Source organism: Streptomyces sp. URMC 126 (assembly GCF_051386555.1).
In the GTDB taxonomy this organism is placed as follows: Bacteria; Actinomycetota; Actinomycetes; order Streptomycetales; family Streptomycetaceae; genus Streptomyces.
In genome coordinates, this window is record NZ_JBPQTX010000169.1 from 1 (window position 1) to 15,283 (window position 15,283).

General features: G+C 74.5%; 11 protein-coding genes and 1 pseudogene. 7 read left to right on the forward strand and 5 right to left on the reverse strand.

The window, feature by feature from the left end; all coding sequences use genetic code 11:
• Both ACSNOK_RS20375 and ACSNOK_RS20380 read right to left on the reverse strand, forming a co-directional pair.
• Positions 1-1,315 (reverse strand): serine/threonine-protein kinase (locus tag ACSNOK_RS20375; RefSeq protein WP_436782159.1); only part of this gene is annotated, 1,315 nt, incomplete at its 3' end.
• A 130-nt stretch (positions 1,316-1,445) separates the two neighbouring features.
• Complete coding sequence (locus ACSNOK_RS20380; RefSeq protein WP_004945819.1) at positions 1,446-1,649, reverse strand: cold-shock protein; 204 nt, start codon at positions 1,647-1,649, stop codon at positions 1,446-1,448.
• Positions 1,650-2,064: 415 nt separating this feature from the next.
• On the opposite strand from ACSNOK_RS20380, the gene ACSNOK_RS20385 reads away from it, so the two are divergent.
• The 4 genes from ACSNOK_RS20385 to ACSNOK_RS20400 all read left to right on the forward strand — a co-directional run bounded on the left by ACSNOK_RS20385 (position 2,065) and on the right by ACSNOK_RS20400 (position 7,596).
• Positions 2,065-3,420 (forward strand): aspartate aminotransferase family protein, encoded by a 1,356-nt coding sequence (locus tag ACSNOK_RS20385; protein WP_436782160.1) that lies wholly within the window; start codon positions 2,065-2,067, stop codon positions 3,418-3,420.
• A 120-nt stretch (positions 3,421-3,540) separates the two neighbouring features.
• Positions 3,541-4,212 (forward strand): GntR family transcriptional regulator, encoded by a 672-nt coding sequence (locus ACSNOK_RS20390; protein WP_436782161.1) that lies wholly within the window; start codon positions 3,541-3,543, stop codon positions 4,210-4,212.
• A 138-nt stretch (positions 4,213-4,350) separates the two neighbouring features.
• The gene (locus ACSNOK_RS20395; protein WP_436782166.1) at positions 4,351-6,819 is read left to right on the forward strand and encodes a dolichyl-phosphate beta-glucosyltransferase; all 2,469 of its coding nucleotides are present in this window, start codon (positions 4,351-4,353) and stop codon (positions 6,817-6,819) included.
• Positions 6,820-6,945: 126 nt separating this feature from the next.
• Entirely contained in the window at positions 6,946-7,596 is a 651-nt protein-coding gene (locus ACSNOK_RS20400; protein ID WP_436782162.1) for a hypothetical protein, read from the forward strand.
• A gap of 111 nt (positions 7,597-7,707) precedes the next feature.
• Here ACSNOK_RS20400 and ACSNOK_RS20405 read toward each other — a convergent pair whose 3' ends face one another.
• Entirely contained in the window at positions 7,708-8,424 is a 717-nt protein-coding gene (locus ACSNOK_RS20405) for an SLATT domain-containing protein (protein ID WP_436782167.1), read from the reverse strand.
• Positions 8,425-8,719: 295 nt separating this feature from the next.
• Here ACSNOK_RS20405 and purD point away from each other — a divergent pair, with 295 nt between their 5' ends.
• Both purD and ACSNOK_RS20415 read left to right on the forward strand, forming a co-directional pair.
• Positions 8,720-9,958 (forward strand): phosphoribosylamine--glycine ligase, encoded by a 1,239-nt coding sequence (purD, locus tag ACSNOK_RS20410; protein ID WP_436782163.1) that lies wholly within the window; start codon positions 8,720-8,722, stop codon positions 9,956-9,958.
• A 414-nt stretch (positions 9,959-10,372) separates the two neighbouring features.
• Positions 10,373-11,584, forward strand: a pseudogene (locus ACSNOK_RS20415) (hypothetical protein); the annotation flags it as partial.
• Between the two features lie 24 nt (positions 11,585-11,608).
• Here the strand turns inward: ACSNOK_RS20415 and ACSNOK_RS20420 are convergent.
• Positions 11,609-12,082, reverse strand: coding sequence for a DUF3592 domain-containing protein (locus tag ACSNOK_RS20420; RefSeq protein WP_436782168.1), 474 nt, complete (start codon positions 12,080-12,082; stop codon positions 11,609-11,611).
• Positions 12,083-12,264: 182 nt separating this feature from the next.
• A complete protein-coding gene (locus ACSNOK_RS20425) occupies positions 12,265-12,540 on the reverse strand; it encodes a hypothetical protein (RefSeq protein ID WP_436782164.1) in 276 nt (91 codons plus the stop codon).
• A 528-nt stretch (positions 12,541-13,068) separates the two neighbouring features.
• On the opposite strand from ACSNOK_RS20425, the gene ACSNOK_RS20430 reads away from it, so the two are divergent.
• On the forward strand, positions 13,069-15,283 hold a 2,215-nt coding region (locus tag ACSNOK_RS20430; protein ID WP_436782165.1), incomplete at its 3' end, for a nitrate- and nitrite sensing domain-containing protein.

The window sequence follows — 15,283 nt, forward strand, 5'->3', positions numbered from 1 at the left end:
GTATAAGAGACATCGTGGGGGTGGGGGACGCCTGGTTCCCCGTCTGGTGCTTCACCACGTACACCGTGCCGGCGCCCGCCAGCAGCCCCGCCGCCGCGATGGCGACGAGGATCAGCGGCTTGCGGGACCGGGACGCCGGCCGCGGCGGATAGCCGACGGGCGGCGGGCCGTACGCGCCGGGGTGCTGCGGATAGCCGTAGCCGGGCGGCGGCGGGGGCGGCTGGCCGGTGTGGCCGGCGTACCCGGAACCGGTGGAGGTCGTGACCGCCGTCATGGTCGGCGGGTCCGCCGGCGGCCGTACGGGCGGGGGCGGCGTGCCGCCGCCGTCGAGCCGGGGGACGACGTCCGTGGGCCGCTCGGACGCGGATATGGAGCCCGGCGCCGGTTCGGCCTCGGCCGGGTCCTCGGCGTCGAGCAGCCGCACGGCGTGCCGGCCCAGCTGGGCGATCAGCCCGGCCGGCAGCCACGGCTCGGCGGACCGCAGGTCGGTCAGCTCCTCGCGGGCGCCGGTGCGCTCCAGCACCTGCTCCGGGGTGGGCCGGGCGGCGGGGTCCTTGGCCAGGCAGTCGGTGATCAGCGGGAGCAGCGGCTCGGGGACGCCGGTGAGGTCCGGCTCCTCCTCCGCCACGCGGAACATCAGCGCGTGGAAGCCGCTGTCGGTCGTCCCGAAGGGCATCCTCCCGGTGGCGGCGTAGGCGAGCACCGAGCCCATGCAGAACACGTCGCTCGCGGGCGTGACCTCCCGGCCGCGCACCTGCTCGGGCGACATGAAGCCGGGGGAGCCGACGGCCGCCCCGGTGCGGGTGAGGTCGCCTTCCGTCACCCCTTCCAGGGCGCGCGCGATGCCGAAGTCGATGACGCGCGGCCCGTCCAGTGTGATCAGGACGTTGGACGGCTTGAGGTCGCGGTGGACGATGCCCGCGGCGTGCACGGCCTGGAGGGCGCGGGCCAGTCCGGCCGCGAGGATGCGGACGGAACGTTCGGGCAGCGGCCCGAAGTCGCGGCCGACGACCTGGCGCAGCGAGGGGCCCGCGATGTAGCCGGTGGCGACCCAGGGCACCTCCGCCTCGGTGTCGGCGTCGAGTACGGGGGCGGTCCACTCCCCGCCGACCCGGCGGGCCGCCTGCACCTCGCGGCGGAAGCGGCCGCGGAACTCCTCCTGGCCGGCCAGCTCCGGCTGCACGAGTTTGACCGCGACCGTCCGGCCGCGGTCCGAGCGGGCCAGATAGACCCGGCCCATGCCGCCCGCGCCGAGCCGGCCGAGCAGCCGGTAGGCGCCGAGTGTGCGTGGGTCTTCGGGCGACAGGGCATCCATGCCGTCAGCACTCCTTCCCCCCGTATTTCCCCCGTTGTTCCAGAGCGGGAGGATAGCCGGACGGCAAGAGGGCCGGAGCCCCGCGCGGGAAAGAGCGGGGTTCCGGCCCTCCGGACGCGGTGCGCCCGGTTCAGGCGGGGATGATGTTCTCCGCCTGCGGGCCCTTGTGGCCCTGGGTGATGTCGAAGGTGACCTTCTGGCCTTCCGTCAGCTCCCGGAAGCCGGTGGTCGCGATGTTGGAGTAGTGCGCGAAGACGTCGGCGCCGCCGCCGTCCTGCTGGATGAAGCCGAAGCCCTTCTCCGAGTTGAACCATTTCACGATGCCAGTAGCCAAGGTGACTCCTCGATAGGCGGTGCGCGGGAATTTCCGCACGGGGTGCGGAATTCTTGGGGGGACGGGGGCCGGGAGGGTGTTCCGGAGGCCCGGAAAGAGAAGTGCGCCCGAGGTCACAGACCGTCGGGCGCACATGTCATATGGGTACCACCACTGCAACTGGCGACGAACGTAGCATGCGAAACCGAGGCGAATCGGGATTTCCGGCGCGGTGATTCGCGGGACGCCGGGGCGTGCGCCGGTCCGGCACTGTGTCGCCGCGGGCGCCGGGTTCCGGACAGTGTGCCGGTGCCTCGCGCCCGGGTGTCCGCCGTACGCTGGGGCCGCGTCGGCGCAGGACGGTTCCGTGGCCGCGACGGCCGGGGCACCGCCGGCCGACGGCCCGCCGAACCGTCGAACCGCCGAGGTCGCCGCCGTGAGTACGCAGCCCGATCCGTCCCGTGGTGCCGCCGTCAAGGCCACCGACCGCGCCCACGTCTTCCACTCCTGGTCCGCCCAGGCCCTCATCGACCCGCTCGCCGTCGCGGGTGCCGAGGGCGCGTACTTCTGGGACCACGACGGCAACCGCTATCTCGACTTCTCGTCCCAGCTCGTCAACACCAACATCGGCCACCAGCACCCCAAGGTCGTCGCGGCGATCCGGGAACAGGCCGGACGGCTCTGCACGATCGCGCCCGGCTTCGCCGTCGACGTGCGCGCCGAGGCGGCCCGGCTGATCGCCGAGCGGACGCCCGGCGACCTCGACAAGATCTTCTTCACCAACGGCGGCGCGGAGGCCGTCGAGAACGCCGTCCGCATGGCCCGGCTGCACACCGGCCGGCCCAAGGTGCTCGCCGCCTACCGCTCGTACCACGGCGCGACCGCCGCCGCGATCAACCTCACCGGCGACCCGCGCCGCTGGGCGTCCGATACCGGCTCCGCCGGCGTGGTGCACTTCTGGACGCCCTTCCTCTACCGCTCCCCGTTCCACGCGGAGACCGAGGAGCAGGAGTGCGAGCGGGCCCTGCGGCACCTGGAGGACGTGCTCGTCTTCGAGGGGCCGCAGACCGTCGCGGCGATCGTCCTGGAGACCGTCCCCGGCACGGCGGGCATCATGCCGCCGCCGCCCGGCTACCTGCCCGGGGTGCGGAAGCTGTGCGACAAGTACGGCGTCGTGCTCGTCCTGGACGAGGTGATGGCGGGCTTCGGCCGCACCGGCCGCTGGTTCGCCGCCGACCACTGGGACGTCGTCCCCGACCTGCTCACCTTCGCCAAGGGCGTCAACTCCGGCTACGTTCCGCTCGGCGGCGTCGCCATCTCGGCGGAGATCGCCGCGACCTTCGACCGGCGCCCCTACCCGGGCGGCCTCACCTACTCCGGGCACCCGCTGGCCTGCGCCGCCGCCGTGGCGACGATCGAGACGATGGCCGAGGAGGGCATCGTCGAGAACGCCGCCCGCATCGGCGACGAGGTCCTCGGCCCCGGACTGCGGGAGCTCGCCGAGCGCCACCCGTCGGTGGGCGAGGTGCGCGGCACCGGCGTCTTCTGGGCGCTGGAGCTGGTCCGCGACCGCGCCACCCGGGAGCCCCTGGTGCCGTACAACGCCTCGGGGGAGGACAACGCCCCGATGGCCGCCTTCACCGCAGCCTGCCGCGCCGCGGGCCTGTGGCCCTTCGTCAACATGAACCGGACGCACGCCGTCCCGCCCTGCACGATCACCGAGGCCGAGGCCAAGGACGGCCTCGCCCTGCTGGACGAGGCGCTCACCGCGGCGGACGCGCACACCGCCTGACCCGCCCCGCGGCCCCGTCCCGCCGGGACGGGCCGGTACGCTCCCCGACGGCCCTCGCCTATCTTGTTGCGAGGGCCGTTCGCGCGCCGGCGCGCGGTCACGGAAGGGGAGACGGACACCATGCCCGGCAGCGACGCTGTCAAGCGCACGACGCTGCGCTCACAGATCGCCGACGCCCTGCGCGAGGAGGTCATCGCGGGCCGGCTCCCGGCGGGACGCCAGTTCACCGTCAAGGAGATAGCCGAGAGCTACGGCGTCTCGGCCACCCCCGTCCGCGAGGCGCTGCTCGACCTGTGCTCCCAGGGGCTGCTCCACGTCGAGCTGCACAAGGGCTACCGGGTGCGGGAGTTCTCGTACGCGGACTTCCTGGCCATGGTCGAGGCGCGCACGATGATGCTGGAGGGGATGTACCGGCACGCCACCGAACAGGCGCTGGGTGCCGCCACCCCGTCCGTCCTGGCGTCCGTCCGGCGCCGCGCCGAGGAGGCCGCCCGGGCCGCGAACGCCGGTGACCTGGACATCCTCATCGGCTACGACCTGCGCTTCTGGCGCGAGTTCGCGAGCCTCGTCGGGAATCCGTACATCTCCGACTTCCTGGACCGGGTCCGGGTGCAGTGCTGGGTGTTCATGGTCCCGCTGCTGCGCCGGGTCGGCGACCTGCGCGGCCGGCTGTGGTGCGGCCACGTGGAGATGGTGGAGGCGCTGGCCCGCCGGGAGGGCGGGGCGGTGCAGCGGATCATCACCGGGTACAACACGCACGCCCTGACGCTGATCAGGTCGCTGACGGGCTGACCGGCTGCCGGGTCCCGTTTCCACGGCACCTTGGAGGGCGTCCTGACGACCGGGCCGCCGCGGGTAATCCCGGTCACTCCGCCGGGGAATCGGAGAGTGGATGTGCAACCCAACGATCTGCCGGACCGTCTTGAGGACATGACGTCCGAGAAACCGCCGTGGCCGCCCGCCGACGGGCCGCCCACCGGCACCGTAGGCCTGTCCGTGGTCGTTCCGGCCTACAACGAGGAGGACCGCCTCGCCCCGAGCCTCAAGGCGATCCGGGACCACCTCGACGGGGAGGGGACGGACGACTGGGAGCTGATCGTCGTCGACGACGGGTCGACGGACGGCACGGCCGACGTGGTCCGGGCCGCCGCCGCGGAGGACCCCCGCGTCCGGCTGCTCGGCTCGCCCGCCAACCGCGGCAAGGGCCACGCCGTCCGCACCGGCGTCCTGGCCTCGCGCGGCCGGCGCGTCCTGGTCACCGACGCCGACCTGGCCACCCCCATGGAGGAACTCCCGCTCCTCGCCGCCCGGTTGGACGAGGGCGCCGCCGCGGCCGTCGGCTCGCGGGCGCTGCCCGGCTCGCGCATAGGCATTCGCCAGCACGCCCTGCGCGAGGCCCTGGGCCGGGCGGGCGCCGGGGTGATCCGGGCGCTGGCCGCACCCGGGGTGCGGGACACCCAGTGCGGCTTCAAGCTCTTCGAGGGCGAGCGGGCGCGGACGGCGTTCGCCGCGTCCCGGCTGAACGGCTGGGCCTTCGACGTCGAGATCCTCAGCCTCTTCCGCCGCCACGGCTGGACGGTCGCGGAAGTGCCCGTCCGCTGGGACCACCGCCCCGGCTCGAAGCTCCGCCCGCCGGCCTACGCCGCCGTCCTCGGCGACCTGGTCCGGCTGCGGATGCGGGCGGCGGGGCCGGTCGGACCGACCGCCGCCGCCCTCTACCTGCTGCTCGCCTTCTTCCTGTACGGCGGGCTGTGGGCGGCGCCCGGGACCGCGTACCTGGTGGACTCGGCCTCGGACCAGCAGCAGTGGGAGTGGTTCTTCGCGGTCACCGCGGACAATATCGCCCACCTGCGCGACCCGTTCTTCACCGACCTCCAGAACCACCCCTACGGCGTCAACCTCATGGCGAACACGACCATGATGGGCGTCTCCGTCCCCCTCGCGCCCCTGACGATCGCCTTGGGCCCGCACGTCACCTGGGCGGTGGTGCTCACCGGCGGGGTGGCCGCGACCGCCTGGGCCTGGTACCGGCTGCTGGCGAAACGCTTCGTCCGCGCGCGGTGGGCGGCGGCGCTGGGCGGCGGATTCTGTGCCTTCGCGCCGCCGATGGTCTCGCACGGCACCGCGCACCCCAACTTCGCCGTCCTGTTCGCCATCCCGCTGATCATCGAACGGGCGCTGCGGCTGTGCGACGGCGGACGGACCCGCCGGGACGGCGTGATCCTCGGCCTGCTCCTCGTCTACCAGGTCTTCCTCGGCGAGGAGGTGCTGCTGCTGGCCGTGACCGGGCTGCTCCTCTTCGCCTTCGCGTACGCCGTCGCCGCGCCCGGCACGGCGCGGCGGGCCGCCGGGCCGCTGCTGCGCGGGCTGGGCGTGGCGGCGCTCGTGGCGGTGGTGCTGCTGGCCGTGCCGCTGTACCGGCAGTTCTTCGGGGCGCAGAGCTACCACAGCGTGCTGCACGGGTCGGCCGGCAACCACCCGTTCGCGCTGCTGGAGTTCGCGACCCGGTCGCTGGCCGGGGACGAGCGCGTCGCGGCCTCGCTGTCCATGAACCGGACCGAGGAGAACGCGTTCTTCGGCTGGCCCCTGATCCTGCTGGCGACCGTCCTCGTCATACGGATGCGGCGGCGGCCCCTGGTCCGTGCCCTGGGGTTCACCGCCCTGGCCGCCGCTGTGCTCTCGCTCGGGCGGGACATCCCGCTGCCGGGTACGGACCACACGCTGCCCGGCCCGTGGCGGGTCGTGGGCCGGCTGCCGCTGTTCGAGTCCGTCATCGAGTCCCGTACGGCCATGGTCTGCGTCCCGGCCCTCGGCATCCTGCTCGCCCTCGCCTGCGACCGGTTGGCGGCCCGCCGTGCGCGCGGCGAGCGGGCGGAGGGGCGGCGGCTGGCGGCCGGGGCGGCGCTGGCCGTCGCGCTGGTGCCGCTGCTGCCCACGCCGTACCGGACCGTCGAGCGCGCGCCGGTCCCGGCGTTCGTCGCGGACGGCCACTGGCGGGACTACGTACGGCCGGGCCGCTCGCTGGTGCCGGTGCCCGTGCCGGACCCGGGGCAGGCCACGGCGCTGGGCTGGCAGGTGCGGGCGGACTTCGGCTTCACCCTGCCCGGCGGCTACTTCAACGGGCCCGACGGGCCGGACCGGCGGGGCATCTACGGTCCCGTCCCCACCGTCACCGCCGAACTCCTGAAGAAGGTCCGTGAGACCGGCCGGGCGGCGGACGTCGACGACCGGACGCGCCACGCGTTCGGCCGGGACCTGGCCACGTGGCGGGCCGACGCGATCGTCCTGCCGCCGCAGGACCGGGCGGACCCGCTGCGGGAGACCGTCGAGCGGCTGACCGGGACGCGACCGCGGTGGGTCGGGGGCGTCTGGGTGTGGGACGTGCGCCGGGGGAGGTGAACCCGGGCGTGCCCGAAACCGGACGGAACCCATGCGTCCATGTCCGTCGGCCCTGTGTGACAACCAGCTGAGCGGCACTACCCTGGCCCGACCATCGCACCGAAGGCGAACAGAGAGTGAGCTCACGTGGCATGTGACCTCTGGCTTGTCCCCCTCGTCGACGTGCTGTGCCACAGCCCCGACAACCCCTTCGCCGAAGAGATCGCCGTCTACGACCGGGCCCTCGGCGCGGCCGGACTGCCCCCCGTCCCCGTCTTCGGCTATATGCCGGGCCTCTCCGGGGACGTGGCCCCGGTCGCGGGCTTCGACTACGACGCGCTCCACTTCCTCCGCCGCGCTCACCTGCTGAACCTGTGCGGGCTGACGGTCACCCCCGTCGACGAACTGGGCGGGGACTACGAGCAGTTGCTGGAGATGTTCGAACCCACGGCCCAGCGGTCGCACCTGGTGTGGCACTACGACCACGCGGGTGCCTATGTGCCCGTGGACTTCGCGCATCCGCTGACGAGCGACGAACTCCTGGAAGGCGGCGGGCCGTTGGGGTCGAGCCACGGCCTGCTGCGCGAGCTCCTCGCCGTCGCGCCGGTGCTGGGCATCGATCCGGCCAATCCGCCCGCGCCGCCCGCCGCGCCGCGGCAGCCCACGGCCCTGGACGAACGGGCCGCGCCGGGGCCGGCGGACGACAGTCCGTTCGCGCGCGAGCGGCATGTCTGGCTGGGGCTGCACGCGGCGGTCACACGCAGCCTGGGGCAGGGCTCGATGATCGTCTTCAGCTGACCGGGAGCGTGTGCGGCCGGTCCCGCCGGGCCGGGTGCGGAAAGCTTTCGGAAACGGGTCGGCCCGGTACGGGCGGCTGCGCCGTACCGGGCCGACCCCCGCCGTCCGCCGTCAGCGGGGGGACTCCGGCGGACGCTGGCGCGGCATGTTCGGCCGCGAGCCGGGCGGCAGCGGGAAGCGGCCGACGGGCCCGCCGTTCTCCCCCCGCGGCCCCCAGGCCACCAGCGACTGGGTGAGCAGCGGAGCCGGACCGGCCCGGAACTCGACCATCCAGTCGGCCGTTTCGGCACGGACCAGCTCCGAGACGTCCTCGGAGAAGCGGCGCAGCACCGTCAGACAGCGCTCGGCCGCCTCGCTCGCCGTCCCCTCGGTCGGACCCAGCACCTCGCGCACGCACTCCGACGCCCAGTCGAACTGCAGCGCCTCCAACCGCCGTTGCACGGCCTGGGCCGTCGACACCGCCCGCATCCACCCCGTCGTCAGACCGAAGTAGCGGTCGCAGGCGACGCACGCGACGGCACCGAGCAGGGCGAGGAACGCCCAAGTCGAGCCGGAGCGCATCACCTTCGTCAGCTCCAGCAGCGGCAGCGCCGCGCCGATCACCGCGAAGACCGCGGCGGCCACCCGCAGGGCGCGGGCCCAACGGCGTTTCCAGGCGCGGTCGGCGAGATACCAGTCGGCGAGGAGGAGCGCGCCGCTCTCCACCCACCGGTACAGCTCGTCGAGCCGCTGAGCGGGCTCCCCCCAGTCGCCGAGCGGGAAGGTCCGGCCGCGCAGGTCTCCCCGGTGCCTCCCGTCCTGCTCCTTGGGGAGCCCCTCGGGCTGCATCTCAGGCTGGCTCACCCCTGCACTCCCTCTTCACCGCTGCTGCTCCGTACCCCTGTCACCGCCTCTTTCCTACCGCCGAACGGTTGGCCTTGTGTGCCGGATCGCTCCTTTGCCGCCCGTAAGTGCCAGGGAATCGGGTATAGGGGGCGATATCCCCCTCACCCGAAAGAGTGGGTGGCCTGTGTGGACGTGACGGGGCGGGAGCGGCGAAACGTTCTGACGAGGCCTGACGTGAGACATGGGGGAGCCGGGACGCACGGCGTTGATCGTTCCGAAAGGCAATAGGGTGACACCCGTGAAGGTCCTCGTCATCGGCGGCGGCGCCCGCGAACACGCCCTGTGCCGCTCCCTGTCCCTCGACCCCGACGTCACCGCCCTGCACTGCGCTCCCGGCAACGCCGGCATCGCCGAGCTCGCCCAGGTGCACCCGGTCGACGCCCTCGACGGCTCGGCGGTGGCGGAACTGGCCGCCTCCCTCGGCGCCGACCTCGTCGTCGTCGGCCCGGAGGCCCCGCTGGTCGCCGGCGTCGCCGACGCCGTCCGCGAACGCGGCATCCCCGCCTTCGGGCCGTCCGCCGAGGCGGCGCGGCTGGAGGGCTCCAAGGCGTTCGCCAAGTCCGTGATGGCCTCGGCGAACGTGCCCACCGCCCGCAGCTACGTCTGCACCACCCCCGCCGAGATCGACGCCGCGCTCGACGCCTTCGGCGCGCCCTACGTCGTCAAGGACGACGGCCTCGCGGCCGGCAAGGGCGTCGTCGTCACCCCCGACGTCGACGTGGCCCGCGCCCACGCGCTCGCCTGCGACCAGGTGGTGATCGAGGAGTTCCTGGACGGGCCGGAGGTGTCGCTGTTCGCCGTCACGGACGGCGAGACGGTCGTCCCGCTTCAGCCCGCGCAGGACTTCAAGCGCGCCCTCGACGGCGACCAGGGCCCGAACACCGGCGGCATGGGCGCCTACTCCCCGCTGCCCTGGGCCGAGCCCGGCCTGGTGGACGAGGTCCTGCGGACCGTGCTCCAGCCCACCGTCGACGAGCTGCGGCGGCGCGGCACGCCGTTCTCCGGCCTGCTCTACGCCGGGCTGGCGATCACCTCGCGCGGCGTCCGCGTGATCGAGTTCAACGCGCGCTTCGGCGACCCGGAGACGCAGGTCGTCCTCGCGCGCCTGAAGACGCCGCTGTCCGGGCTGCTGCACGCGGCGGCCACGGGCTCGCTCGCCTCGTTCCCGGCCCTGCGCTGGAGCGAGGACGCGGCCGTCACCGTCGTCGTCGCGTCGCACAACTACCCCGGGACGCCGCGTACCGGTGACGTCATCGAGGGCCTGGAGGAGGCGGACGCCGTCTCCGACGCGTATGTGCTGCACGCGGGGACGGCCCGTGATGCTTCGGGCGCTGTCGTCAGCGCCGGGGGGCGGGTGCTGTCCGTGACGGCGACGGGGGCGGACATCGTCGCGGCGCGGGAGCGGGCGTACGAGGCGGTGGCCCGGGTGCGGATGCGCGGGGCGCAGTATCGGACGGATATCGCGGCGGGCAAGTAGCGGTTGGGGGCGCCTGCGGCGGGCTGGTGCCCCGGTCCCTCCCTTTCACCGTTTCTCAACCGCCGGACGGGCTGGAGCGGGCGCGCCGTTTGAGCCCGTCCGGCGCTTGAGGACGAGCGGCGGAGCCGCGAAAGGGGGGCCTGGGGGCTTGCCCCCGGGAAACGGAGAAGGGGCGGGTCCGGGGCACGGCCCGCCGCAGGCGCCACCCCGCTCGCCCCAACCCTTGGGCAGAGCCATTCCATCGAGTGACCGATCCGCCAACCGGCTGACGAACGCCCCACGCCCCACTAGGGTGCCGCGCAGGCCGATCGCCGGACGTCCGGCAACTGGCCCACCGGCATTGCGATGTCAGAGGCCGGTGCCACAGTGGGGGGTGGTAACTGGCGGCCGGAGCACTACAGGCGACTGGGGGTGATCGGTCTCGTGGCAGGTACGGAAGCCGGCGCGCACGCCGCGCGCCTGCGGGCCCTGGCGGTCCTGCGCGTCCGCAGCACCGCGCTGGCCGTCGCCCTGCTGCCCGCGGCGGCGGCCGTGGTGCTGCTGGCCGGCACGCTCATGGGCCGGATCCCGGACGGCGGCGCCGGGGGCGCGATCCGTTCGGCCGTCGTCGCCGCGGCCCTCGCCGTGCTGGCCGTCGCCGGTGTCGTGGCCGCCGTGGTGGCCCGGGCCCGGCCCGCGCTCAGCCCCACCGTGCCGATCCCCGAGGAGACCGCCCCGGACCTCTACCGCCTGGTGCGTGACCTGGCGGACCGGATGGACGTCCCGGCCCCGTCGGCCATAGCGCTCACCCCGGACTGTGACAGCTGGCTGGAGGACCGCACCCACCCGGCGCACCGCACCGCCCCCGAGAGCACCGGCCGGTCCGGCCCACTGCCGCGCCGCAGGACGGCCGCCGCGCCCGTGCTGGTGATCGGCTCGCCGTTCCTGTGGTGGATGCGCGTCGCCGAGCTGCGCGCCCTGCTGGCCCCGGTGGTCGCGGGCACCGGCCCGGCCGCCCAGCCGGACATAGCGGCGGCCCGCCGCTTCGTCCGCGGCCTCGACGCGGCCGTCGCGGTCGCCGCCGGCCGCCCGCTGCTGGGCTTCGTCGGCTGGACGGCCCGCCTCCTGCTGCGCTCCTGCCGCGAGCACGCCGCCGAGATGGAACGCGGCGTCGCCGCGGCGGCCTCCGAGCGCGCCCAGACCGTCGACTACGGGCTGCGCGTCGTCGCCCAGGAGCAGGTCGGCCTCGCCTACGCGGGCTGGGACCGCCTGCTCAACCGGGTGGCCCTGCCCGCCTGGCGGATGGGCCGCTGGCCGTCCCGGCTGGACGCGGGCGTCGTCTCGGCGCTCACCGAGCTGTCCCGCCGGGACCGGCTCGCGGAGGGCTTCGCCTCCCGCCTCGGCGAGCGGCCCGCCTGCGATCTGCTGGAAGAACCGGGCGTCATCGACGAGGCCGCGTCCCTGCTGGCCGCCCGGCTGTTCCACGGCGGGCCGCCGGAGCCCGGCCCCGACTGGTCGCCGGTCAGCTGGAGCCAGTACCCGGAGGAGGTCGTGGACCGCAAGTGGCGGGTGGAGGCCGCCCGGCTGCACCGCGTCCTGGAGGACGTACTCGACGACGTCACGGACCCCGCCCCGGCCGGCGCCCCCGGCCTCAGGCGGTCCGGAGTCCGCTCAGAGTCCGTTCGCCGGGGCTCCGATGAGGAACCCCAGCCCGATCACGACGAACAGCGCGCCCATCGCGACGAACAGCCACCAGAAGCCGCTGCCCTCGGCCGGCAGCGTCCAGCGCGTCGGATCCGCCGGGTCGTAGCGGACCTCGACACGGGTGCCGACGGGGAGAGTCCTGTTCCCGGGCCGGGCGATGTCCGTTCCGGTTTCCATGGCCCGGCCGTCGCTCGTGCTCCAGGCGATGACCGGGTAGTACACGGCGGTTCCGACGCCCCGGTCGGGGCCCGTGGTGTCCGAACCCGGCGCGATACGGGTCCGTTCGAGGCGCATCACCACGCCTGACGCCCTCGCGCCGTCCCGGAGCAGGCGCCGGGTCCGTCGAACCTTGAGGAACGCGACGCATCCGACGGCGGCCCCTATGGGCGTGAAGAGCGCCGCGAAGAGCCAGGGGACCTGGGAAGGAGTCATGGGTTCCATGGTCGCGTACGGCCGGCCGGCGTCAGGGGCGCGAGGCCCGGCCGGGGCGACCGGCCGCGGTCGGGCAGTGGGTGCCGGGTGATCCCGAGGGCGTCAACGTGGGCGACGCCCGACATCGCGACCGGGCCGGGCCGGACGGGCGTGGTCGGCGTGCCGTTCGGGCCGCGACCGGGCGCCGCCCGTCAGGGATACCGAGGCCGCCGCACCCGCCGGATCTCCCGCGCCGTACTGCTCGGCACCGACACCACCCCGTGCCGCTGACGCCACACCTGACGCGTCACCCACACGTCGAGGACGCCCCACGTCGTCGCCACCGTCCCGATCACCGTGCCGACCAGCACCGGAAAGGCCAGCCACGACCCGGCGAGGGTCAGCAGCACCGCCGCCATGGCGAACGTCGCCGTCAGCGCGACGAGGAGGACGGCGCGCACCGCCGCGGCGCGTACCGGATCGGGCATCCGCGGCCGGTGGACCGGTTCCTCGGTCCACAGCGGCGCGCGCGCCCGTGAGCGTCCGTCCGGCCGTCTGCCCGGCCCTCCGTCGCGAACCCTGTCCATTGGCGGCTCACCTCCCCCAGTGGCTGCCCCCGCTCGGGGCCTTTCCCGTAGGAATGCCAAAAATAACCCGGACCGGAGGACGCGTGCCGGGGCGCCGGCGCCGGGGCGCGCGAACGTCCTCCTCAGCGCGGTACCGCCTGCCCGCGCACGCCGGGAGCCATGGCCGGAGATCGCCCCGGGCGGGGGCGACTTCCGGCCACTTCGGCTTGATCACACAGCCGGTCCCGCCGCGCCCCCGGCCGCGTTCCGTCCCGTTCGGTCCCGGAAGAAGTCCCCTGATCACGGGAGAACTCGGGACGACACGGCCAACCCCCCACGCCCGCACGGTCGTACAGCCCTTCGAGGGGTAATCCCCGCAGTAGTAGGCTCACGCCGCATCACTGTCGGAGCACCACCCCCGTCGCGCCGCGGGGTGCAGTGGGGGAGGCCATGCGCTTTCGCGGTAAATCGATCCGCCGGAAGATCGTGGCACTGTTGCTGGTGCCGCTGGTGTCCCTGACCGTCCTATGGGTGTTCGCCACGGTCATCACGGGGATGGAGGCCGACCGCCTGCTCTCCGCCGCCGAGGTCACCCGCGGAATCGGCCACCCCGCCGAGGACGTGGTCGACGCCCTCCAGAAGGAACGCCGCCAGACGCTCGTCCTCCTCGCCACCCCCCGCTCCCACGACACCGGCGCCGCCCGCGCCCGTACCGCCGCCCTCACCGGCCTCCGCGCCCGCCAGCGCGCCACCGACAAGGCCGCCGCCGCCCTCCGCTCCGGCGCCTCCGGCGACGTACGCGAGGACATGAGCCCCACCGCCGCCGACTGGTTCCACACCATGGAACGCCGCCTCGCCGGCCTCGGCGCCCTGCGGGCCAAAGTCGCCGGCGGCACCGTCACCCGCGACGGCGCCTTCCACGCCTACAACGAGATCATCGCCCCCCACCTGGACTTCCTCAGCCTCCTCGGCTCCGTCCAGGACGCCGGCCTCGAACAGCAGCGCCGCGCCCTGGTGGGCCTCACCTTCGCCCGCGAGTCCCTCTCCCGCGAGGACGCCCTCCTCGCCGCGGCGCTCACCGCCCGCACCGTCTCCGCCCGCGAACTGCGCCTGCTCGCCGACCACATGGCCGAACGCAGGATCCTCTACGCGACCAACCTCCCCGTCCTGCCCGCCCGGGACCAGAAGACCTTCGACGACTACTGGCGGGGCGCCGGCGCCAGGACCCTGAAGAGCACCGAGGAGGCGGTCGTCTCCGCCGGACCCGCCAAGGCCCTCCGCATCGTCGACGGCAGGCGCTGGGAGGCCGCCGCGGGCACCGTCCTCGACGACCTCGCCCGCCTCGACCGCGACGCGCAGGAACGCCACGAGGACCGGCTCGAACCCGTCGCCACCTGGGTCCTCACCAAGGCCGCCGTCGCCGGCGTGCTCGGCCTCGCCGCCCTGGTCTGCTCGGTCGTCGTCTCCTGGCGCGTCGGCCGCGGACTCGTCAAGGACCTGCGGCAACTGCGCCGCGAGGCGCACGAGGTCTCCGGCGTCCGCCTCCCGGCCGTCCTGCGCCGCCTCGCCGCCGGCGAACAGATCGACGTCGAGACCGAGGCGCCCCGCCTGGAGTACCCGACCGACGAACTCGGCCAGGTCGGACGGGCCCTCAACTCCCTCCAGCGGGCCGCCGTCGAGGCCGCCGTGAAACAGGCCGAAATGCGCCGGGGCGTGTCCGCCGTCTTCGTCAACATCGCCCGCCGCAGCCAGGTCCTGTTGCACCGCCAGCTCGCGCTGCTCGACACCATGGAGCGCCGCACCGAGGACGCCGACGAACTCGCCGACCTCTTCCGCCTCGACCACCTCACCACCCGTATGCGCCGGCACGCCGAGGGCCTGGTGATCCTCTCCGGCGCCACCCCCTCCCGCCAGTGGCGCAAGCCCGTCCAGCTGATGGACGTCGTCCGCGCCGCGGTCTCCGAGGTCGAGGCGTACGAGCGCATCGAACTCCGCCGGCTGCCGCCGCTGGCCGTCCAGGGCCCCGCCGTCGGCGACCTGACCCACCTGCTGGCCGAACTCCTGGAGAACGCCACCGTCTTCTCCCCGCCGCACACCGCCGTCCAGGTCGTCGGCGAGCGGGTGCCCAACGGCTTCACCCTCGAAATCCACGACCGCGGACTGGGCATGAGCGCCGACGCCCTCCTGGAGGCCAACCTCGGCCTCGCGGAGGCACCCGAGTTCGACCTCTCCGACACCGACCGGCTCGGCCTGTTCGTCGTCAGCCGGCTCGCCCGCCGCCAAGGCGTCCGGGTCGCGCTCCAGCCCTCGCCCTACGGCGGCACCACCGCCGTCGTCCTGATCCCCGCCGCGCTCATCGACGAGACGCCGCCGAAGGGCGCCGCTCCCGGCACGCCGGCCCGGCAGGCCCGCCCGTACGGGCCGGTCGAGCTCGAACCGCCGCTCTCCCTCCTCGACAAGCCCGACGCGCGGGCCCCGCTGCGCGCGGACGACCCGCAGGCCCCGAGCGGCCCGCGCGAGCCCCGGCGGCCCGCCGACGCGCGTGGTCCACGGCAGCCCTGGAGCCCCCGGGTCCCGCTCGACGTCGCGGCCCACACCCGTCCGGCCGACGAGCCCGCCGCCCGCCGCCCCGCGGCCCGGAGGCGGGGGCCGGGGCCCCCGCCCC